21 protein-coding genes are annotated in these 21,008 nt (G+C 40.9%); 9 read left to right on the plus strand and 12 right to left on the minus strand.

The genetic code is table 11. The annotated features are described in order from the left end of the window. Positions 1–18: 18 nt before the first annotated feature. From ACX3PZ_RS03300 to rsfS, 3 genes are all read right to left on the minus strand, one after another. Positions 19–600, minus strand: coding sequence for an LUD domain-containing protein (locus tag ACX3PZ_RS03300; protein ID WP_459083094.1), 582 nt, complete (start codon positions 598–600; stop codon positions 19–21). A gap of 119 nt (positions 601–719) precedes the next feature. Then, positions 720–2,744, minus strand: a complete 2,025-nt coding sequence (ftsH, locus tag ACX3PZ_RS03305; protein ID WP_459083096.1) for an ATP-dependent zinc metalloprotease FtsH — start codon at positions 2,742–2,744, stop codon at positions 720–722. 42 nt (positions 2,745–2,786) lie between these two features. Further along, entirely contained in the window at positions 2,787–3,149 is a 363-nt protein-coding gene (rsfS, locus tag ACX3PZ_RS03310) for a ribosome silencing factor (RefSeq protein ID WP_459083098.1), read from the minus strand. 87 nt (positions 3,150–3,236) lie between these two features. On the opposite strand from rsfS, the gene ACX3PZ_RS03315 reads away from it, so the two are divergent. Beyond that, on the plus strand, positions 3,237–3,950 hold the full coding sequence (locus tag ACX3PZ_RS03315) for a biotin--[acetyl-CoA-carboxylase] ligase (RefSeq protein WP_459083100.1): 714 nt from the start codon (positions 3,237–3,239) through the stop codon (positions 3,948–3,950). On the opposite strand, the gene ACX3PZ_RS03320 is transcribed toward ACX3PZ_RS03315, so the two are convergent. From ACX3PZ_RS03320 to ACX3PZ_RS03335, 4 genes are read right to left on the minus strand one after another with little or no spacing between them, the layout of a single operon-like run. Further along, positions 3,944–5,038, minus strand: coding sequence for an LptF/LptG family permease (locus ACX3PZ_RS03320; protein ID WP_459083102.1), 1,095 nt, complete (start codon positions 5,036–5,038; stop codon positions 3,944–3,946). The two genes, ACX3PZ_RS03315 and ACX3PZ_RS03320, sit on opposite strands and share 7 nt — an antisense overlap. 7 nt (positions 5,039–5,045) lie before the next feature. Continuing rightward, entirely contained in the window at positions 5,046–6,182 is a 1,137-nt protein-coding gene (tgt, locus tag ACX3PZ_RS03325; protein ID WP_459111961.1) for a tRNA guanosine(34) transglycosylase Tgt, read from the minus strand. A 3-nt stretch (positions 6,183–6,185) separates the two neighbouring features. Next, a complete protein-coding gene (locus tag ACX3PZ_RS03330; protein WP_459111962.1) occupies positions 6,186–6,563 on the minus strand; it encodes a DUF4296 domain-containing protein in 378 nt (125 codons plus the stop codon). Then, entirely contained in the window at positions 6,560–7,276 is a 717-nt protein-coding gene (locus ACX3PZ_RS03335) for a polyprenol monophosphomannose synthase (protein ID WP_459111963.1), read from the minus strand. The genes ACX3PZ_RS03330 and ACX3PZ_RS03335 overlap by 4 nt, the downstream gene beginning before the upstream one ends. 83 nt (positions 7,277–7,359) lie before the next feature. Here ACX3PZ_RS03335 and ACX3PZ_RS03340 point away from each other — a divergent pair, with 83 nt between their 5' ends. The 8 genes from ACX3PZ_RS03340 to ACX3PZ_RS03375 all read left to right on the plus strand — a co-directional run bounded on the left by ACX3PZ_RS03340 (position 7,360) and on the right by ACX3PZ_RS03375 (position 15,200). After that, positions 7,360–8,001 carry a DUF4271 domain-containing protein gene (locus ACX3PZ_RS03340; RefSeq protein WP_459083110.1) on the plus strand — a complete coding sequence of 214 codons (642 nt, stop codon included), beginning with the start codon at positions 7,360–7,362 and terminating at the stop codon, positions 7,999–8,001. Positions 8,002–8,013: 12 nt separating this feature from the next. Further along, entirely contained in the window at positions 8,014–8,751 is a 738-nt protein-coding gene (locus tag ACX3PZ_RS03345) for a uroporphyrinogen-III synthase (protein WP_459112742.1), read from the plus strand. 86 nt (positions 8,752–8,837) lie between these two features. Then, entirely contained in the window at positions 8,838–10,880 is a 2,043-nt protein-coding gene (locus tag ACX3PZ_RS03350; RefSeq protein ID WP_459112743.1) for a S9 family peptidase, read from the plus strand. After that, positions 10,877–11,251, plus strand: coding sequence for a hypothetical protein (locus tag ACX3PZ_RS03355; protein WP_459111964.1), 375 nt, complete (start codon positions 10,877–10,879; stop codon positions 11,249–11,251). Before ACX3PZ_RS03350 ends, ACX3PZ_RS03355 begins: the two co-directional genes overlap by 4 nt. A gap of 119 nt (positions 11,252–11,370) precedes the next feature. Next, positions 11,371–12,918 (plus strand): sensor histidine kinase, encoded by a 1,548-nt coding sequence (locus ACX3PZ_RS03360; protein WP_459083114.1) that lies wholly within the window; start codon positions 11,371–11,373, stop codon positions 12,916–12,918. Between the two features lie 44 nt (positions 12,919–12,962). Further along, complete coding sequence (locus tag ACX3PZ_RS03365) at positions 12,963–13,649, plus strand: response regulator transcription factor (RefSeq protein ID WP_459111965.1); 687 nt, start codon at positions 12,963–12,965, stop codon at positions 13,647–13,649. 50 nt (positions 13,650–13,699) lie between these two features. Further along, a complete protein-coding gene (locus tag ACX3PZ_RS03370) occupies positions 13,700–14,215 on the plus strand; it encodes a hypothetical protein (RefSeq protein ID WP_459083118.1) in 516 nt (171 codons plus the stop codon). Positions 14,216–14,333: 118 nt separating this feature from the next. Then, positions 14,334–15,200, plus strand: coding sequence for a hypothetical protein (locus ACX3PZ_RS03375; protein ID WP_459083120.1), 867 nt, complete (start codon positions 14,334–14,336; stop codon positions 15,198–15,200). Between the two features lie 55 nt (positions 15,201–15,255). Here the strand turns inward: ACX3PZ_RS03375 and rodA are convergent, their stop codons facing one another. The 5 genes from rodA to ACX3PZ_RS03400 are packed head-to-tail and all read right to left on the minus strand — an operon-like array spanning position 15,256 to position 20,892. Further along, positions 15,256–16,485: a rod shape-determining protein RodA gene (gene rodA, locus ACX3PZ_RS03380; RefSeq protein ID WP_459083122.1), complete on the minus strand. Its 1,230-nt coding sequence runs from the start codon at positions 16,483–16,485 to the stop codon at positions 15,256–15,258. Between the two features lie 3 nt (positions 16,486–16,488). Then, positions 16,489–18,495: a peptidoglycan D,D-transpeptidase FtsI family protein gene (locus tag ACX3PZ_RS03385; RefSeq protein WP_459083124.1), complete on the minus strand. Its 2,007-nt coding sequence runs from the start codon at positions 18,493–18,495 to the stop codon at positions 16,489–16,491. Further along, positions 18,492–18,998, minus strand: a complete 507-nt coding sequence (mreD, locus tag ACX3PZ_RS03390; RefSeq protein ID WP_459083126.1) for a rod shape-determining protein MreD — start codon at positions 18,996–18,998, stop codon at positions 18,492–18,494. The genes ACX3PZ_RS03385 and mreD overlap by 4 nt, the downstream gene beginning before the upstream one ends. Beyond that, a complete protein-coding gene (gene mreC / locus ACX3PZ_RS03395) occupies positions 18,991–19,842 on the minus strand; it encodes a rod shape-determining protein MreC (protein WP_459083128.1) in 852 nt (283 codons plus the stop codon). Before mreC ends, mreD begins: the two co-directional genes overlap by 8 nt. Before the next feature lie 24 nt (positions 19,843–19,866). After that, positions 19,867–20,892 (minus strand): rod shape-determining protein, encoded by a 1,026-nt coding sequence (locus ACX3PZ_RS03400; RefSeq protein ID WP_459083130.1) that lies wholly within the window; start codon positions 20,890–20,892, stop codon positions 19,867–19,869. Positions 20,893–21,008 lie beyond the last annotated feature (116 nt).

Below are 21,008 nucleotides of genomic sequence, written 5' to 3' on the forward strand. Positions count from 1 at the left end.
AGTAAACATACCAGGGGTTTAATCTTCGAGTAAAAGTAAGAAAAGTTTTGTATTGTCTTTCCCTGTATGATCCAATTTCGAGTGCCCGCCACTAATGGAGGTAAGATTTTTAAGGGTGCCTCTTCTTTTTACCTTCATCATGGCATCCCCCAAATTGGTCACAATTTGCGAGACGTTCGCCATAATAATAATCTTTTCAGGAAGTCGAGAAGAATGGTAATGAAGAATGTTGTTGTGTGAGAGCATAATTCGACCGTCGTACGCGATGAGATACTCACAAGTGATAAAGGCCGCATCGTGGAACGATTCTAACGTTTTGTCATAAGGAATCTTAACGACATCCAAAAAATTCTTTAGGTCCTGATCGCAGCAAAAAACGGATCGTATATCCTCGAGCTTTAAAATCTGGTTGAGGACTTGCAAGGCCTCCGCTTCGTCTTGGCAATAATTAAAGTAGCCTCCCGAGTGCGTGAAAAGCTGGGCGAACTTGTAATCCAAATCCGCATGCTTTAACTGGTCTCCTAATTTTACCAGATCGTTCTCGTCATCAACTTCAGGCTGATTAAGAATTTTTCCTACAAATTTCCTAAATAAGCTCACGTATACAGTATGGATTTATCAATTATAGAATACAAAAATAGAAATTATATTTTATTGAATCGCATAAATAGCAAAATCCTGACCGAAAGTAAATTCTTAGGTCAGGATTTTGTATTTAATTAAGAGGGTAGCTCCGAGGAGGGAGCCTCTGGTTGCAGCGGCTCTGCTTCGCTAGGAGGGGTAGATATAGGCTCTACATCCTCTTTCTTATTTTCTTCTGCAACCTGCAGGGGTTGTTCCGTAAGTTCTGGATCCCAGGCTCTTTTGCCAAAAATCTCTTCTAAATCTTCTCGGAAAATAACCTCCTTCTCTAACAGCTTACTAGCGAGTGCATCTAGCTTGTCGCGGTTGTCAGTTAAGATCTGGAGTGCACGGGTGTACTGAAGTTCAATGATTTTAGAAATTTCTTCGTCAATGGTTTTTGCGGTATGTTCTGAGTAGGGTTTTCCAAGGGAATATTCACTCTGTCCTGAACTATCGTAATAAGAGATGTTTCCTACTCGATCGTTAAGACCATACACGGTTACCATGGCTTGTGCTTGCTTGGTTACTCTTTCTAGGTCGGAAAGGGCTCCGGTAGAAATGTTTCCGAACACAGTTTGCTCTGCAGCTCTACCTCCCAGGGTTGCACAAATCTCATCGTACATCTGCTCGGTTGTGGTAAGTGAACGTTCTTCAGGCAAGTACCATGCGGCGCCTAAAGATCGGCCTCTTGGTACAATAGTCACTTTAAGAAGAGGCGCCGCGTGCTCTACGAGCCATGAAATGGCAGCATGTCCTGCTTCGTGGAAGGCCACTCGCTTCTTTTCGGAAGGTTTAATGGCTTTGTTTTTCTTCTCTAATCCTCCAATAATACGGTCTACTGCATCGAGGAAGTCCTGTTTGGTTACCGTATCGTGGTTGTTTCTTGCTGCAATAAGCGCCGCTTCGTTACATACGTTTGCAATGTCTGCACCGCTAAACCCAGGGGTTTGTTTTGCTAAGAAATCACGATCTACGTTGGGATCCAGTTTGATTTTCGCCAAATGCACATCAAAGATTTGTCTTCTTTCGTGAAGTTCGGGAAGGTCTACATAGATGGAACGGTCAAAACGTCCCGCTCTCATAAGTGCTTTGTCTAGAATGTCCGCACGGTTGGTTGCCGCCATCACGATCACGTTGGTGTCGGTTCCAAAACCATCCATCTCCGTAAGGAGTTGGTTCAAGGTGTTTTCCCTTTCATCGTTTCCTCCCGTAATGTTTCCTTTTCCTCTCGCACGTCCAATCGCATCAATTTCATCAATGAAGATAATGGCGGGTGATTTTACTTTTGCTTGAGCAAACAGGTCTCGAACTCTAGAGGCTCCTACTCCTACAAACATCTCAACAAAATCAGAACCTGACAGGGAGAAAAAGGGAACTTTTGCTTCGCCAGCTACGGCTTTTGCAAGAAGGGTTTTCCCAGTTCCCGGAGGACCTACTAAAAGGACTCCTTTCGGGATTTTCCCACCTAATCTTGTGTATTTATCTGAATTTTTTAAGAAATCTACAACTTCTTGAACTTCTTCTTTTGCTCCTTCTAGTCCAGCTACGTCTTTAAAGGTAACTTGTACTTTGTCTTTTTCGTCGAAAAGCTTGGCTTTCGATTTGCCAATTGAGAAGATCTGTCCGCCAGGTCCTCCGCCTCCGCCACCCATTCTTCTAAAGAGGAAGAAGTAGAACAAACCAAGTACGGCAACCCAAATTAGGATCGTTACAAATAAGTCCGAAATCGGGTTTTTAGCGGTCGTGTAATCCATTGTGGTAGCAATGGCAGGGTTGGTCTTTTTAAGGTCTCGATACGTTTCTAATAGAATTGTTTTGTCCCCGTATGCAAAAGTATAGTCGGGTCCCGTTTGAGGACTTAGCATTTCAAAAGGGCTCGGAGTCTGCTCTTTGCCGTTTTTTGCCAGTTCTGCCTTGGCATCTTTGGTTAAAAAGACATCGGCTTTGCTGATGTCCGTGTAGACTAAGACATCTTTTACCTTGCCTTGTTCCACGAGCTCATAAAATCGCTCTTCGTCTAGTTTCGATCCTTCGCTAGAGCTAAACATGGGCTGTAAAAAGAGAAACAGCACCACTGCTATGGCGATCGGAAAAAACCAGTTAAATCCTTTATTTTTCATTTTTAATGGTCTTCTTGGTAGGAAACGAATTCCTTTTAATAATTAATCTTCGATGCTTGTAATCTTGGCATCCCCCCATAGTTCTTCTATTTCATAGTATTCGCGGGTTTGTCTTTGGAATACATGCACGACAACAGAGACATAGTCCATAAGCACCCACAGTGCATTGTCGGTTCCTTCCACGTGCCATGGACGTTCGCCCAGCTCGTTTCGAACTTTCTTTTCTACATTGCCAGAAATGGCGTTCACTTGGGTGTTGGAATTCGCACTACAGAGAATGAAGGTTTCTGCGACAGAGTTTTCGATGCCAGTAAGGTCAAAAATTTTGATATCCTCACCTTTGGTATCTTGAATCGCCTCGACGATTTTGTCTATAAGTTGTTGCTTTTGTGTATTTTTACTCATTCAAAAATTGGTCTAATCTGCAAATTTATTGTTTTTTGTTTACTTTCTGCGCTCCAAGGAGGGTTTTAATCTCATAAAGTTTCATAAATGTTTCCTCTCTACTACTTGACTTCCTGCCTTTCTACGAATGATGCCATCATAAACTTCCTTTCGGAACCTACACGATCGCTCGCTGTTTACACCTTTAATCAAACCAAGGGGCGCGGTCAGTACGGCAATTCGTGGGAAACTCAGGAGAATCAAAACCTGGCATTTTCTCTCGCACTTCCCGAGCAGATGCTCGCACTTAGTGAGAATTTGCTCAATTATCATACCGCGGAAACCTTTCGGCAGTTTCTTGCCAAATTGACCCAATCGGATACTTTGATCAAATGGCCAAACGACTTAATTCTACACAAGAAGAAAGTGGGAGGGATGCTCATTGAAAAACGACGGATTGGTAAAGTGGGATATTATATACTCGGTGTCGGAATCAATGTTCGCCAAAGAGATTTTACAGCTTTACCCTCGGCAGGCTCCTTATGGACGCAATCTGGGCAGGAGTTCGACTTGCATGAGACCGCGCAATTGCTAAATGAGTACCTTTTTCAGAACTTACAAAAATGGCCGAGTAGCGAGGCTATTCTAGAATCTTACAATGCTCATTTGTTCAAAAAAGACGAGGTTAGTGTTTTTGAAATTCAAGGCTTGCGCCAAAATGGCATAATCAAAGAGGCAGACCTCGAGGGAGGGCTCCTGGTGGATTTAGAAAAGGACGAAATGAGGCGGTTTTACCACAAAGAAATCAAAATGCTTTATTGATTCGCTCTTCTAAAATAGAGGATAAGGGCCATCGGTCCAAACAGTAAATTCGGAAGCCACATGGCTACCACAGGAGGAAGCACATTGTTTTGAGAAACGACCTTCAGGGCTTCAAAGGAGAATACAAAAGCAAATGCAAGGGAGATTCCAATAGCCAGATTGACACCAAGACCTCCTCTTTTCTTTTGCGAGGCGAGAGAAAGAGCAAGAATCGTCAGAATGATAATGGAAACGGGCATGGAAGTTCTTAGGTAGAGTTCGTTTAGAAAGTAATTTAAATTTTTGTTTCCTTTGTTTTTCTCCTGCTCAATTAGTTTTAAAAGTTTGGGTGTAGTTTTGGTTTGTCCTAAGTATTCGTCCGGAAACAACTCTTCCGGCGGATAGCCGAAATTCAGGTCTTTCAAATCCCCGTTCGATATTTTTTCTGTCTGTTTTGGGCCGCTTTTCCTCTCCAAATAACTCGTGATCGTGAATTTGTTCTTTTTGGCATCCCAAAAGATCTCGTTCGCAGAAATTTCTTCAATCAATTTGCGGTTTTTATCAAATTTTTGATACAAAAAGCTAGACCCTCGTTTTTCTTTCCGGTTGTAATTGTGAATAAAGATAAAGGTGGTAGGGGAGAGCTGAGTCGCTATTTCCACGTTGCCTAGGATTTTCTCTTTAGAAGTGTCCCCCATGGTATAAACTTCCAATTTGTTTTTTTGAATGTTTGCCCAAGGCAAAACAAAATGGTTTGTTGCTAAGGAAAAAATGGCAATCACCCCCGAGGCAATAAAATAAGGACGAGCAAACCGGTGGAAACTTGCGCCACTGCTTATGATAGCTACAATTTCGGTGTTGTTGGCCAGTCGAGAGGTGAAGTAAATTACGGAGATGAACACGAGAATGGACATGAACGTAATGACCAAATAGATCATCCAAAACGGATAGAAATTAAGCAGGAAATATCCTACCGTAAATCCATTTCCTTCAATTCTTGGAGATTTAGATTGCACATCGATTACCACTACAATTAAGGAGAGTAGCAAAAGCATGAACCCGAGCGTCCCTAAGTACTTTTTGATGATATATTTGTCTAGTATGGTCATAAATAAACTAGAGTCTTTGTTTTAAATTAGGAAGTATGGAATCTTTCCAGGAATAGAAGTCCCCTTTCACGATGTGTTCTCTTGCCACACGAACGAGATCAAGATAGAATGCGAGGTTGTGAATTGAAGCAATCTGTTTGCCTAAATATTCTTTCGAAACAAAAAGATGCCTTACGTAGGCTTTGGAGTATTCCTTATCGACGAAGCTAGTTCCAAAAGAATCGAGGGGTGAAAAATCGTCCTTCCATTTTTGGTTTTTCATGTTCATCACACCGTTCCATGTAAAAAGCATCGCGTTTCGAGCATTCCGAGTCGGCATCACGCAGTCCATCATGTCAATTCCAAGACCGATGGCCTCAAGAATGTTCCATGGCGTACCTACGCCCATTAGGTAGCGGGGTTTCTCTATAGGAAGAATGTCCGTCACTTCGTTTGTGATACGGTACATTTCCTCCTCAGGTTCTCCCACAGAGAGTCCTCCTATGGCATTTCCTTCAGCTCCCTGCTCTGAAATGAATTCGGCTGAAGCTTTCCTTAGGTCTGAGTAGGTGGATCCCTGCACAATTGGGAAAAGTCGCTGTTTGTGGTCGTAAATTTCTTTGTTTTGATCCACCCATTGAATGCATCGCTTTAACCAACGGTGGGTCATTTCCATAGACTCCTTTGCTTGGTTATACTCACAAGGATACGGAGTGCACTCATCAAAGGCCATAAAGATGTCTCCTCCAATTTGTCGCTGGATCTCCATTGATTTTTCAGGGGATATGAAATGAAGGCTTCCGTCAATATGCGATTTAAATTGCACGCCTTCTTCCGACATCTTTCTACTTTTGGACAAAGAAAAAACTTGATATCCTCCAGAATCGGTAAGAATAGGACCTTGCCAGTTCATAAACTGATGCAGACCTCCTGCTTTTTGCATGATGTCCATCGTAGGACGAAGATATAAATGGTAGGTATTGCCCAGTATGATCTGCGCTTTAATGTCGTCTTTAAGTTCTCTTTGGTGCACCGTCTTCACGGAGGCCACTGTGCCCACAGGCATGAATATTGGCGTTTGGATTTCGCCATGGTCTGTGGAAAGAAGGCCCGCTCGAGCTTTGCTTTCTGATTTTTTCTCAATTTGAAAAAAAGGTTTTCCCATAATTTATCTTGCAAAAATAGGCACTGAGCCTACTTCTTTTAATTTTTTCTCAATATAGCTTTTCGCTTTGGGGTCTTTTTCCGCTACGATTTGCTGTGCTTGCACAAGGATTTTTTCAAGTACCCTAGGGGAAGCAATATAATAATTATAACTTTCTTGAAACTCTGTGGCGCTTACTTTTTGGGAAGCAAGCACATAGCGCGAGGTGGTTTCTAAATCCCCTCCTTTGCTTTGGTAATTTACTTGTTCGCTGACCGCAAACTCGGCAATAATCGTAGCCATCTGATCCGGTTCAATCAGATTCTTTGGCTTATCGACGGCGCCCGATTTTTGACACGAAGCGGCAAAGAGTACTATAAAAAGGAGTCCTAGTTTTTTCATAACCTTCCCAGAATTGATTTCCAACGCAAATTAAGAATCCCGAAAATAGCCTCTCCAATAATCCCTCCGTTCATTTTGCTTTCCCCGAGCAGACGATTGGTAAATATAATAGGGACTTCTTTGATTTTAAGACCTTTTTTAAAAACACGGTATTTCATTTCCACTTGAAAACCGTAGCCTTTTAATTTAATACGGTCTAAATCAATTTCACGAAGTGTGCTTTCTTTAAAGCATACAAACCCTGCTGTTGTATCGTGCACAGGAATTCCCAGAACGATTTGTACGTATTTAGAGGCGAAATAAGAAAGAAGAACTCGTCCCATCGGCCAATTCACTACGTTTACTCCTTGAGAATACCTACTGCCCACACTCATGTCCACATTTTTACATCCTTCCCATAGGGGAATGAGGTCGTTTGGATTGTGCGAAAAATCAGCGTCCATTTCAAAGATATAGGAATACTTCCTTTCTAAAGCCCATCTAAATCCGTGGATGTAGGCTTTTCCAAGTCCGTCTTTTACTTTTCGAACGGTTAAATGGAGAGTAAGAGGAAATTCCTTTTGCAAGGATTCCACAATTTGAGCGGTTCCATCAGGAGAGGAATCGTCTACCACTAAAACGTCAAACTTCTCTTCCAAAGCAAAGACGGCGCGAACGATGGATTCGATGTTTTCCTTCTCATTGTAAGTCGGAATAATGACTAGTTTTTCCATATTAATTTGCAAAGATAATGTATTTTTCAAATGCGTTTTTTCGGATTTAAAAATAGTCTTACTTTTGCAAAAACAATGTGGGCTTGGTAAGAATTATAGAAAACAGGGACTGGGTAGTCGGGGTTCTTTTAGCCTCTGTACTTGTGATGATTGTCGTATTGCAGTATTTGCAACGCGAACGCGGTCTCAAAGGATTTTTTACTGCGGCGTACAGTGATTCTGGAAATATATTTCCCACTTGGATTCTAATCTCAGTTGTGTACGTCTTCTTGTTATCTACTTTGTTTTGCTCTTACGTTCCCATGGTACCTCTCGAAATCGAGCGGCTCTCTATTTTTGGTTTTTCTTTGAATCGATTTGGCTATACACTTCTTGTTTTTAGTTTGTTTTATTTCTTGCGGTTTTTTCTCACCTTCTTTTTTTACAGCAGCGTAGGTCAAGATCGCAAATGGGGGCGTTTGTACTTTGTGACTTCCAAATTTTATATGGCTCTTTGTTTTTTACTGATTGGAGCGGTGGTCTTGAACTATTACTTTCTTATCGAGCGACTGGAGTTTCTCCAAGTGACACTTTTGGTGGCGGTTGGACTGTTTTTATTTAAAATTTTATTCTACGCCTTCAACCCAAACTACATTCTTCCAAAAGAGTGGTATTATAAAATTTTGTATATTTGCACGCTGCAATTTATACCCATACTTGCCCTATGGAAGTTGCTTTTTTTATAAACGAAATTAATGATGAAAGTAAAGTCTATATTGGTGTCTCAACCAGAACCAAACGAATCTTCTCCTTATTTGGAAATCGCCAAAAAAGAGAAGATTAAAATCGACTTCAAACCCTTTATTTTAGTGGAAGGTGTGGATGCAAAAGAGCTCCGGACACAAAAAATTGATTTGAGTCAGTATACAGGGATTGTGTTTACGAGCAAGAATGCAATTGATCATTATTTTAGATTGGCAGAAGAAATGCGTTTTTCAGTACCGGATACCATGCGCTATATTTGTCAAAGTGAAGCGGTAGCCAATTACTTGCAAAAGCACATTGTCTATAGAAAACGAAAAATCAGTTTTGGGGAAAAACTCTTTTTGGATCTAGCTCCACTGTTCAAAAAATACCCAAACGAGAAATATCTCCTTCCGTCTTCTGATGTCTTGAACGCAGACGTACCTAGCACCTTGGACAAGGCTGGAGTGGAATGGACTAGAGCGATTATGTACCGTACTGTTTATGCGGATCTATCACAGACTCCAGTAAACGACTATGATATGCTCGTGTTTTTCTCCCCACAAGGAATTCGTTCTTTGTTTGAAAACTATAAAGATTTTAAGCAAAATAGCACACACATTGCAGTGTTTGGAACTACTACGCAACAGACGGCTGAAGAATTAGGCCTCGTGGTCAATTTAATGGCACCTACGAAGGAAACCCCGTCCATGACCATGGCCATCGAAAAATACATTCGTAACGGGAAGTAGAGTTCATAAAACTCAAAATTAAAATAAGCCGTCTTTTCCCTTTGGATAAGATGGTTTTTTGTTACTTTTAGACCATAAATAAGATGATGCAGGCACCTAGGGCCCAAAGAATAGAAAAAAAATTAAAGAAGCATGGCGATTTACGAATCGATGCCTATTATTGGATGAACGATCGGGAATCTAAAGAGGTGAAGGCCTATTTAGAGCAGGAGAATGCTTATTGTGACGAGGTGATGTCCTCGACACAGGACCTCCAAAATGAGCTTTATGAGGAGATGAAGAGTCGGTACAAAAAGGACGATGAATCGGTCCCCTATTTTTTCAATGGCTATTGGTACATCGTTCATTACTTTGAGGGAAAAGAGCATCCCGTTTTCGTTCGCAGGAAAGGATCTCTTGACGCGCAGAGTGAAACAATCGTGGATGTGAACTCTCTTGCTCTCGGCTATGAGTTCTTTGAGATAGGAAGCGTAGCAGTAAGTCCTGACAATGAGTTAGTAAGCTATGCTTGGGATGCGGCAGGAGATCGTAGTTATTCCATTTCAATTGAGAACTTACGTACGGGAGAAGTCCTTAAGGATGAGCTTTTGAGCACCACGGGAAAACTCGTGTGGGCCGAAGACAATACCCACGTTTTTTATGTGAAACTAGACGAACAGCTCCGCGCAAGTCGAGTGTATCGACATCAGGTGGGTACCGATCCCTCTGAGGATGTACTGGTTTTCATGGAAGAGGACGAAGCCTTTGATGTGCATGTGCAAAAATCCAAATCCCAAGAGTATATTTTATTAGGTATTTCAAGCACCCTTTCGGATGAGTGTTGGTTTTTAAGATCCGATGAGCCTCTTGGAAACTGGAGCTTAATTCAGCCGCGTGAAGACGGATTAGAATACTGCGTCGAACCTTATAAACAGGAGTGGATCCTTTTAACCAATGAAGGAGGGGCTACCAACTTTAAGTTAATGAAAACAAGTGTTTTAACTCCCACTAAAGAACATTGGCAAGAGTTGCTTCCTTACGATTCTAACGCACTGTTGGAAGGGTTTGAAGTGTTTGAAAACTACCTCGTGGTAGAAGAACGGCGAAAAGGGCTTCTTTTCATCCGAATTGTAGATCGAAAAGCAAATGAGTCTCATTATCTTCCTTTCCAGGATCCTACCTACAGTGCTTATATAGGTCTTAATTTAGATTTTGAGACCGACCAGCTTCAATACGGGTACAGTTCTCTTACACATCCGAACCGGGTCTGCAACTACGATATGTCCCTTCGAGAGAGTACAGTGCTGAAGGAGCAGCAAATTATGGATCCTACGTTTAAGATTGAAAATTATACGTCTAGTCGACTTTGGGTGAAGGCGCGAGATGGAAAAGAAATTCCTGTTTCATTGGTGTACCGTAAGGATACAGAGCTTAGTACAGAAACTCCCTTGCTTTTGTATGCCTACGGTAGTTATGGGAGTACGGTAGATGCGCACTTTTCAAGCGTAAGACTTTCCTTATTAGACCGAGGATTTGTCTATGCCATTGCTCATGTACGTGGAGGAGAATATCTAGGAAGGGAATGGTATTTGGACGGAATGATGCTCAAAAAGAAGAACACCTTCTACGATTTTATAGACGTAAGCAAGGAATTGATTGCACGTGAAATGACCTCTTCACGTCATTTGTACGCGATGGGCGGCAGCGCGGGAGGTCTTTTGATGGGAGTCGTGATGAATTTAGAACCGACTCTTTATCATGGAATTGTTGCTCAAGTGCCGTTTGTCGATGTTGTGACGACGATGCTAGACTCATCCATACCCCTAACCACAGGGGAATATGACGAGTGGGGGAATCCAAACAAAAAGGAGTATTATGAGTATATGAAATCCTATTCTCCCTACGACAATGTTGAGAATCTTCCCTATCCCAACCTTTTGGTGACCACGGGTTTTAACGATTCCCAAGTGCAATACTGGGAACCGGCTAAATGGGTTGCGAAGCTAAGAGTACACACTCAGTCTGAAAATCTAATTCTGCTAAAGACAGATATGGATTCTGGACATGGGGGCGCAGCAGGACGCTTTGAATCCTTAAAAGAAGAAGCTTTAGAATTTGCTTTTTTATTAAAATTAGAACAAGCCACATGAAAGAAAATGAATTATGGAGCGAAGTAGAACGCTTCTTTGTCACGAATTTTGATACCGAACCTCACGTAGCCATCGAAACGGTCCTGTTTTTAATTGGAGTTCAAGAACTGGGAAGTGGCAAACAAAAGTACACGAAAGAGGACAAACTGAATTTGATTCACATCGCAGTATGTCGACTTCTTCAGCCTTATGGGTTTTACGAGTTCTCGCATTACGACGATGCGGGGTATCCTCATTTTAATGCCAAAGAAGAGATGCCTGAACTCAAGCCAAACGAGCAGACGATTTTGATGAAAAAGGCAGTCGTTCAATATTTTATAGATGAAAATCTCTTTTCTCAGGAGGTTCTCGATTCTCTATCTAAGGCGTAATTGAAATAATTGTGTTAAAAACCAATGTTTTAAGAGTGTTTGCTTAATTTTATGGCCTATTTTTTGTATTTATATTGTTAAATGGTTTAATTTTAACAATTGAAACTTAAAAAGAGCTCATGAATCAACGGTTTATTCCTATCATCTCCATCTTGATGTCAATTTCAGTGGTGGTTTTTGTGACGCTTCAAATCAAATGGTTGAAAGAGTACTACGGTGCGTTAGATCAGGATTTCTCGAACAAAGTAGAAGCCTCCCTTGTTAGTTCCGTGAGAGAACTTAATGATTTGGAGGTGGATAAATATTTGAACGAGACGTTTAAGAACTTCGGAAATACAGTCGTTGCCAACAGTAAACAACCTAGCTCCACAATCATTCAACAAACGGAGGACTCTGCGACCAAAAGAACCATCACGTATCAACAGAATATTATAGAACGGGAAAATTTACCGATTGCCAATACGGGCGATAGTTTAAACCGTATCAAGATGTGGACTGACGAGGTTCTCGTCAAGCAAACCAAAGATTCTTCGCATGCCGAGCCTTTAACAGCCGCGCTGAATAGTTCCATTAATTCAGGAGAATACAATCTAAAAGAATTTTATCGTATTGTTGGGAATAACCGTCCTATCGAAAAAAGGGTAGAACCAAAGGCGATTGATTCGCTCGTTCGAAAATCTTTAAAAAACCACGGAATCGAAATCGATTTCGGCTACGGAATTTTTGACAAAAGCGGAAACGTGACCAGCATCGCTAATGTAAACTACGAAACGCAAACGCAGAATGCAAAGTACGAAGAAGTGCTTTTTCGCGATGCGGATGACCAACCCTTATATACACTTTCCCTTGTGTTTCCTAGGCAGAACTTCTCGCTCGTGAAAAACAATCTTCCTATGCTTTTAGGTACTTTTTTGTCCCTTCTGACCATCCTAGGAATCTATATAACCTCCATCAATTATATGATGCAGCAAAAGAAGATTGCGGACATTAAAACGGATTTCATTAACAACATGTCGCATGAGTTCAAAACTCCACTTGCGACTATTTCCGTGGCCACAGACTCGCTGGCAAATGATAAAATCGCAAGTGTTCCCGAGAAAGTAAAGTACTATTCGCAGCTTATAAAGCAGGAGAATTTGCGCATGAAAAAGCAGGTGGAGAACGTTCTAAATATGTCTAAATTAGAACGTAACGAAGTTCAATTGTTCCTCAAGGAAACCAATGTAAGAAGTCTAATCCAGAAGATCACTCAATCGTTTGAACTTATTGTGCATGAAAGAGGAGGAGCGCTTATTCAAGAATTTGAAGCCACCGATTTTACTTTTAAAATTGATGAGTTTCACCTTTCCAATATGCTCGTGAATTTACTTGACAATGCAAATAAGTATTCTCCTGAAGCCCCCAAAATCTGGGTTCGAACCCGAAACGAAGGCTCCTTTTATGTCATAGAAATCCAAGACAAAGGAATGGGCATGGAAACGGTGAATAGAGTAAAAATCTTTGAGAAGTTCTTCCGCGAAGAAACGGGAAACATTCATAATGTCAAAGGGCAAGGACTAGGGCTTTCGTATGTAAAGAAAATTGTAGAGCTTCACAAAGGAAGTATTCACGTGGAATCCACGATCGGAAAAGGATCTAGCTTTACGGTAAAGCTGCCCATGGTTTAATAGAAAATCAATTTATAATCAAACAATCACAAAATAGTAAGAATATGAGCAATAGAATTTTATTAGTAGAAGACGACCAAAGTTTTGGTGCCGTACTAAAGGATTACCTGACGATTAATAACTTCGAAGTTACGCTCGCTACGGACGGAGAGCAGGGGTTAAAAGAGTTCACGGAGAATGAATTTGACATTTGCATATTTGATGTCATGATGCCAAAGAAAGATGGATTTAGCTTAGCGGAAGACGTCAAGAAAATTGATAAGTCTACGCCCATTATTTTTCTGACCGCAAGAAATTTAAGAGAAGATATTTTAAAAGGATACCAAATCGGCGCAGACGATTACATCACAAAGCCTTTCGATACCGAACTGCTTCTTTACAAGATTAAAGCGATCTTACAACGTTCTTCTACCATTGAGAATGAAGAACAGGAACAGTTTAAAATTAGCAATACGTACTTCGACTCAATGCTAAGACAATTGAAAGTAGGAGATTTAGAATATAAGTTGTCCCCTAAGGAAAATGACTTATTGAAGCTTTTGTGTATTCATAGAAATGACTTTATGCCGAGAGACTTGGCGCTTCGAAAAATCTGGAAAAAGGAAAACTATTTCACAGCCCGAAGTATGGACGTCTACATTGCAAAACTGAGAAAGTTACTGCGCGATGATGAAGGCTTAGAGATCATTAACGTACACGGAGAAGGGTTCCGTTTGCTTGTGAAAAATTAAATTTTGAATAAATATTTGAATTCTGCCTTTTTAGAGGCGGAATTTTTTTTGTGCGTCAAACAACACAACCATCTAGGATTACAGACCAACTTGATGAGTTTCCATGTGCACAAGAACTTGCACGATCATTGCCCAATTTAGAAAATGACATTTCGAAATTGCTAAATAGTACTTTTGGTAATAATGATCGGTATCACATTAGCTTTAATGCGAAAAGTGGATTAGGTGAAATCGATGGATATGAAATATCAAGTGGCAGTTATGAGTTTGATACATTTAAGTCTACAATTTATCTTAATGACGAAATGTTGAATAATGCAACAAAAGAGTATATCCTAATCACTATGTTTCACGAAGCAATTCATTCTTTCTTGCGATATGAAATGTTCAAGTTGGGACAAGAAATGTTTAGCAGTAAATATCCCATGTTTATTGTTTATAGTGAAAAATTACCAAATGGTATTCCTGTGTTTAAGTACTACTATGATCATGATCATAGTAATTTTGGCTTATTTATTCACGATTTAAAGAAAGTATTGTCTAGTTTTATAGTAGTTTGCCATTAAATGTCATTGAGGCGTTAGTAAAAAGAGGTATTGCACCAGAGAGCGATCAGCAAAAGCAAATTAATGAAAATGAGCGAAATACATTAATGAATAATTATCAAGGAACTAAATGTTAGATATGAAAAAGACTCTCATTATTTTAATTGGCATTTTGCCTTTGTTGATTTTTGGACAGCGATATGTTTTATTAAGCGAGTTGCAGTCAAATTTCAAGGTTAATTCTTTTAATTTGGATACTAAGGATATCTATGATATAGATGAACAAATCAGGGTGCATAATGTTTATGTGAGCCCAAACACTATTCTGTTATTCTCAGAGCTACCTGATCTCGAACCGACAAAGAGTAAGAATGTCCTCGAGTTAAAGGATATTAAGGGAGAAATCCTGTCAGGAAAGGATATTTTGAAACTAGTCACTGATTTTTACGCACAAGAAAGTGTAGAAACCCCATTTCCGAAAACTTTTGAAATCATTTTAGTGCGAGAGGAAAGTGGCAAGTACATCCCTAGTAAAACGCTCACAGAATTATTTCATGTCAAGAGGCTGCCCGCTCCTATGGTAGCCAGTCCTGGTGTAATAAATATATTGGAAGATCCAATTTCGATTGCTAACATGAAGAAGGTGGTTACGGAAGATGATTCTGGAGCCGTTTTTTTATTAGATGTTCGAGCGAACGCTCAACTAAAAAGTTTGCCTCAGGCGTTTTCCAACAAATATTATTTATCGAAGAAATATGAGATAGCGGGTAAAGAGGCTTATCAATTTTGGACTTTGGACGGATGGTATGTTACCGATGGTTATGACCTTCATCGTGGAATTGATCGGTTTGTTTACATTGAAAACCTTGGAATTGTTGGTGGATCTTTCGACTTTTACTTTAAACAGAAACCAACTCGCTCATCTCCTTCCTATTTTACGGTCTCCAAAGAAATTCTGTGGGACAATATCATTAACGAGAAAGTGATGGTAGCCAAGGAATTATAACCCATGAGTAGGATTTCAGGTTTTTCGGTGAATTAGTTCTTCGAAGTGTAGAAAATTATACCAAACTATTCTTATCCGCGTAATTCAATTTAAAAAAGATAGCCGTCATAATGGAAAAGGCGAGTAGTGAACTGCCTCCATAACTAAAGTAAGGAAGCGGAATCCCCACAGTGGGAAAGAGTCCCATCACCATTCCAATATTGATTGCGTAATGAATTAGTAGGATGGAAGCAAAGCTATATCCAAAGATTCGGTTAAAGTGGTTTTTCTGTCTCTCTGAGAGGTAGTAAATTCTAGCAATGTAGATGGCGTATGCGATGAGCAAAAGAGCACTTCCGAAGAATCCCCATTCTTCTCCAACCGTACAAAAGATATAATCGGTTTCTTGTTCCGGTACAAATTTACCTTGCGTAACGGAGCCTTGCTTGTACCCTTTTCCCCAAAATCCGCCAGACCCAATGGCTGTTTTTGAATAGAGTAAGTTGTATCCTGAAGTATCGCGAAACGCTCTTTCCCCTTTGTAGAGTACTTCAATTCTTTCCCGTTGGTGCTTCGGCAATTTTTCTAAAACGCTCGGTGTGGCGAAGGCCAAAGCGGAAAGTACAGCAAGAGAGCCACCAATGTTCGCGAAGGTGTAAACGTTCCACCGAATTTTACCATAGTATCGCAAGATTAAAATAGCGGTTAAAAGCAAAAGACCTAAAACCACATAGAGAGGGTTTACAGCGATAGAAACTAAAAAAACAACAGCTAGAATACCCACCACACCAAAGAGCCAACCGCTTAGTCCTTCTCGATAAAGCGCGATGAAAAAGGCGCCAAAGACGAGAAGAGAACCTACGTCCGGGATTGCCAATACAACAATGGCAGGAATGGCGACAATCGCAATGGCGGTTCGAAGGCTTTTGCCGTACTTGATATTGAAATTGGGTCCAGAAACGTAATGAGCAAGCATCAGGGCGGTGCCTATCTTTGAAAATTCGACGGGCTGCATGGTAAAGCTTCCGAATCTATACCAGTTCTTCTGTCCTAGAATCTCAGTTCCAAAAGGGAAAAGCCCTACAAGTAAAACAAGTCCAAGCAGGTAAAAAACACTTGACATATTTTCGAAGAACTTGGTTCGGGTAATGAAAATCAAGATCCCCACAAAAAGGGAAATGCAAAAGAAAAGGAATTGCTTTTTACCTAATGCGGGATCCACACTGTAGATATTCGCAATGGCAAAGGAGCTGATTAAAAGATACAGCGTAATTCCGAGTTTGTCTAATCCTTGAGTCCACTTCATAACCTACTTTTTAGAAGTTTTGCGTTCGTTGAATCGTGTGAGTAGGGAATCTCGACGGTAGAGTAGTTTCTCACGCTGCGCTTTGTTTTTGATAAAACGAAGACTGTCTTGAATCTGAACAATTTGCAAAGAGTCTTTGCTTGGTTCTTTGTAGAGACCTTTGCGCTTTTGCTCTTCAACCCATTGTCTACGGTATTCTCCCATAAAGCTCGCGTTAATCATGCGGTCGTAGAGGTATTCTCTTTTAATGGTACCTGTCAAAAATTTTTCTGCAATGATCGTACTGGCGGGACCTGCCCAGGTGGAGCCGAAGCCAGCATGTTCAATTAGGGCGATCACCACAATTTGCGGCTTTTCTTTGGGCGCAATTAACACGTATACGGAATTGTCTTTCCCTTGCGGTACTTGGGCCGTTCCCGTTTTCGCAAGCTGCGTAAATTCATTTGACTTTAATCCTCGTCCGGTACCGGCTAAAACCACCTGTTCCATTCCTTTTAAAATCGGATCGTAATGTTTGGGATCCACTAGGGTCTTATGTTTTACCTTAAATCGGGGATCCGGATTTGGTTTGCCGTCAATGGACTTGACGATATGGGGCGTGTAATAGAATCCTTTGTTAGCAATGGCTGCAATTCCATTGGCCAATTGAAGGGGCGTAAGCATGACATCGCCCTGTCCCATTCCATTAAAGATGGCTCCTGTGGAAAGTGGACTCCAAACTTTCGTTTTTGCTCGTTTTTCGTAAAATTCACCGCTAGGAATTTGTCCCTTGGCTCCTGTGGCTAAATCGTTGTTAAGGTATTGGCCAAAGCCAAAGCTTTCCATTATTTTCTTCCATTCGTTTACGCCTTTTGAAGGGTTGCCAGGGTATTTGTTGACAATGGCGAGATAAGCATATGAAAAATAGCAGTTGCTGGAGACCTGAATGGAGGGGATTAAGGGGTCGGCTCCTCCATGACCTCGAATCCGAAGACCTTTGTAGTTGAATCCTCCTCCGCATGGGAAAATAGTATTTTCATCCATAACTCCCATTTGCATGGCAGCGAGTGCGGTAAACATTTTGAAAGTAGAGCCGGGCATATGGGCAGACTGGGTGGAGCGGTCAAACATGGGCTTGTTAAACGTGTCGTTTAGTAGCGCATTAATCTGTTTGGATTTGCCAGGTCCGGTGAAAGAATTCGGATCGATATCCGGCCCCGTTGCGAGGGCTAAAATCTCTCCATTGTTTGGATCTAAGGCCACAATGGCCCCTCTTTTATTGACCATCATTTCTTCTGCAATTCGTTGCAGGTCGTAATCGATGGTGAGAGTTAAGTCTTTTCCAGTCACGACATCGACATCAAGATCTCCGTCTTTGTAGGGACCGATGTTTCGAAGTCGAATGTCTTTTTGAATATAGTGGATTCCTTTGGTTCCTCTGAGTACCTTTTCATACGATTTTTCAACCCCTGATTTTCCGATATTGTCTCCCGGTAAATAATAAAGTGAGTCTTTCTTAATGTCATTGTCATTAACCTCGTTGGTGTATCCTAATAAGTTTCCGGAAGTACCCACTTCATACTGTCTCTGTGGCCTTTCTATGATGCTAAAGGCTGGGTATTTAAAAATGATTTCTTGAATTCTAGCAATTTCGTCCCGACTAATGTTTTTCTTAAAGGTGATGGGAGTCATTCGAGAATAGTAGCGTTCTTTTTTGACCGAATCAAGAATCGAAATAAATCGAGGTTTGCTGATCTTCATTAACTGGCAGAACCCAAGAGTGTCAAAATCAGGTTTTAAAAGCGCTTGAGTGAAAGAGATTTCGTAAGAAGGTTGATTGCCCACGAGTATTTTCCCATTGCGATCAAATATAACCCCTCTTTGAGGAATAATGTATTCCTTTTTAATGGAAGTATTGGCGGCATTTAGGGCGTACCGATCGGTAAAAAGTTGTAAGTACGCAAGCCTCGCTATAAAGACAATAACGAGAAAAAGGAGAAAAAGAGAAATTTTTAAATACTGGGACCTCACACTTTTTGTTTGATTCTAAAAGCCAAAGCGTATATCAATATAAAGACAAACGAAATGCAGCTGCTTGCTAAAATGTTTAATAAAATTTCTATCGTTCGAGAGAATTTAAAGAATTCAATGGTTTGAACGGTAAACTGATGAACAAAGATACTTGAAAAAATAAAGAAGAGGAATTGACTCCATTGCAAGGTTTGAAAAGAGAAGAAATCTGTGGAGGTATCTGTGGAGGTTCGAAAGATGATCGTCCTAAAATACGCGATCAGCGTGGTGGCGAAGGCATTAATTCCCCAAGTTCCTAAAAAGGCGTCAATGCAAAGCCCTAAGATAAAACTTGAAACAAGAAAAAGGTACTTGTTTCGAAAGAAAGGATAAAACATGACGAAGACCGGATATAGGACAGGGGTATATTTTCCGGCCAGAGTAATTCGGTTTAGCACAAAGATTTGAAGTGCGACGAGCACGACAATGGAAAGAATGTCGGTGAAAATACTTCTACTAATCATCTCTTGACATTTGTACTTTTAGGGTATCCTGAATTTTTGCAACTTCTACTTTCTTTAGATTCTCAACGATATAGATCTTATTCAAATTCCCCATGGTTTCGCTGAGCTCCACGGCGATGTCCCAAAATCCCGTCTTGCGGTCTACTTGGTAACCGGCCACGGTGCCAATCATTACCCCTTGAGGGAAGATGGCGGATTTTCCGTCGGTTACTACGGTGTCTCCCACGAGCAAAGGAACGTATTTTGGAACGTCTTGCAAATGCATAATTCTAGAATCTTCACCTCTCCAGGTGAGGGTTCCAAAATATTGTGAGTTTTTCAACGCTGCATTAATTTTGATCTTGTTTGTGCTTAAAACAGACTGAACCAAAGCGTAGTGATCTGTCGTATTCACGACTATGCCTGCAATCCCTTTGGGAGCAATGACTCCCATTTTAGGTTTAACCCCATGAAGTTTGCCTCGGTTGATTGTGAAATAGTTATCCTGTCGATTGATGCTATTGTATACGATATCCCCATCCACAATGGTGTAAGCTTGGGCAATTCCGGTCGTATCTCGGATCGTTTTAAGAATCGCAGGGTCCGCATTCTGGTTCCCATAAAGCTCTTGGAGTAGGGACTTGTTCTGCGCGACAAGGCGATCGTTAATTTGCTTTAGTTTCAAATAGGAAGTCCCTTCGTCGACAAATCCAGAGACCGTCGAATTGAATGCAGTGGTTTGTCCGGCAATCCAACTTTGTTGCATAGAATTGCGGGTAAACACTAGGACAAGTGCGATTACTTGCAAGACCAGAAAAAAGAAGAACAGTGCATTCTTCGAAATTAATCTTAACAAAAATCCCATCCCCAAAAAGTCAAATTAGTATGATTAGCGAATCAAAAAGTTGAATTTATCCATGTTTTTAAGTGCAATCCCAGTTCCTCTTACTACGGCTCTTAAAGGATCTTCTGCTACGAAAACAGGCAGGCCTGTTTTGCGGTGCAAACGGTCGGCAAGGCCTCTTAAGAGAGCTCCTCCTCCTGCTAAATAAATACCTGTTTTGTAAATATCGGCTGCAAGTTCTGGTGGTGTTAAGGAAAGCGTTTCCATCACAGCATCTTCAATACGAACAATAGATTTGTCAAGCGCTCTTGCAATTTCTTTGTACCCTACCATGATTTCTTTCGGTTTCCCCGTAATAAGGTCACGCCCTTGAACTGGAATGTCATCGATGTCTACATCAAGTTCTTCCACGGCAGACCCTACCTCGATTTTCACACGTTCAGCCGTTCTTTCACCAATGTAAAGATTATGGTGTGTTCTAAGATAGTAAGCAATGTCACTGGTAAAAACATCTCCGGCAATTTTTACGGATTTATCACAAACAATCCCTCCTAAGGCGACTACTGCGATTTCCGTAGTTCCTCCCCCTATGTCGATAATCATGTTTCCTTCCGGCTTTTGAACATCAATTCCTACACCGATGGCCGCAGCCATGGGTTCATAAATTAAGCGAACTTCTTTTGCGTTTACTTTTTGTGCGGAATCTCTTACGGCTCTTTTTTCTACTTCTGTAATTCCTGAAGGAATACAAATTACAATTTTTAGGGCAGGTTGTATGAGCTTGCCTTTGATGGCAGGAATTTTTTTAATGAATTCTTTTATCATGTGCTCAGAGGCATGGAAGTCTGCAATAACTCCGTCCTTTAGTGGACGAATCGTGCGGATGTCCTCGTGCGTTTTCCCCTGCATGTGTTTCGCCTGTTCCCCTACGGCAATTGGCTTCCCGGATTGACGCTCGATAGCGACAATCGAAGGTTGGTCCACAACAATTTTGTTGTTATGGATAATCAGTGTGTTAGCTGTTCCTAAATCAATTGCGATTTCTTGTGTGAACATATCAAATAAACCCATCTTCTTCGATAAAAATATTAAGGATACAAAGATATAAATTTAGACCCATTATAAGAATCGATACAATCAATATTTGGTTAAAGTTTTATTAAAGTTTACTCAGGGCAAAGAGTTAC

Source organism: Chryseobacterium sp. A321 (assembly GCF_054489265.1).

Bases quoted from the DNA above. Each gene is read 5' to 3' on its own strand.
- ftsH (WP_459083096.1), bottom strand. From the start codon at position 2,744: ATGAAAAATAAAGGATTTAACTGGTTTTTTCCGATCGCCATAGCAGTG.
- rsfS (WP_459083098.1), bottom strand. From the start codon at position 3,149: ATGAGTAAAAATACACAAAAGCAACAACTTATAGACAAAATCGTCGAG.
- ACX3PZ_RS03315 (WP_459083100.1), top strand. From the start codon at position 3,237: ATGTTTCCTCTCTACTACTTGACTTCCTGCCTTTCTACGAATGATGCC.
- ACX3PZ_RS03320 (WP_459083102.1), bottom strand. From the start codon at position 5,038: ATGACCATACTAGACAAATATATCATCAAAAAGTACTTAGGGACGCTC.
- tgt (WP_459111961.1), bottom strand. From the start codon at position 6,182: ATGGGAAAACCTTTTTTTCAAATTGAGAAAAAATCAGAAAGCAAAGCT.
- ACX3PZ_RS03330 (WP_459111962.1), bottom strand. From the start codon at position 6,563: ATGAAAAAACTAGGACTCCTTTTTATAGTACTCTTTGCCGCTTCGTGT.
- ACX3PZ_RS03335 (WP_459111963.1), bottom strand. From the start codon at position 7,276: ATGGAAAAACTAGTCATTATTCCGACTTACAATGAGAAGGAAAACATC.
- ACX3PZ_RS03345 (WP_459112742.1), top strand. From the start codon at position 8,014: ATGAAAGTAAAGTCTATATTGGTGTCTCAACCAGAACCAAACGAATCT.
- ACX3PZ_RS03350 (WP_459112743.1), top strand. From the start codon at position 8,838: ATGCAGGCACCTAGGGCCCAAAGAATAGAAAAAAAATTAAAGAAGCAT.
- ACX3PZ_RS03355 (WP_459111964.1), top strand. From the start codon at position 10,877: ATGAAAGAAAATGAATTATGGAGCGAAGTAGAACGCTTCTTTGTCACG.
- ACX3PZ_RS03360 (WP_459083114.1), top strand. From the start codon at position 11,371: ATGAATCAACGGTTTATTCCTATCATCTCCATCTTGATGTCAATTTCA.
- ACX3PZ_RS03365 (WP_459111965.1), top strand. From the start codon at position 12,963: ATGAGCAATAGAATTTTATTAGTAGAAGACGACCAAAGTTTTGGTGCC.
- ACX3PZ_RS03375 (WP_459083120.1), top strand. From the start codon at position 14,334: ATGAAAAAGACTCTCATTATTTTAATTGGCATTTTGCCTTTGTTGATT.
- rodA (WP_459083122.1), bottom strand. From the start codon at position 16,485: ATGAAGTGGACTCAAGGATTAGACAAACTCGGAATTACGCTGTATCTT.
- mreD (WP_459083126.1), bottom strand. From the start codon at position 18,998: ATGATTAGTAGAAGTATTTTCACCGACATTCTTTCCATTGTCGTGCTC.
- mreC (WP_459083128.1), bottom strand. From the start codon at position 19,842: ATGGGATTTTTGTTAAGATTAATTTCGAAGAATGCACTGTTCTTCTTT.
- ACX3PZ_RS03400 (WP_459083130.1), bottom strand. From the start codon at position 20,892: ATGGGTTTATTTGATATGTTCACACAAGAAATCGCAATTGATTTAGGA.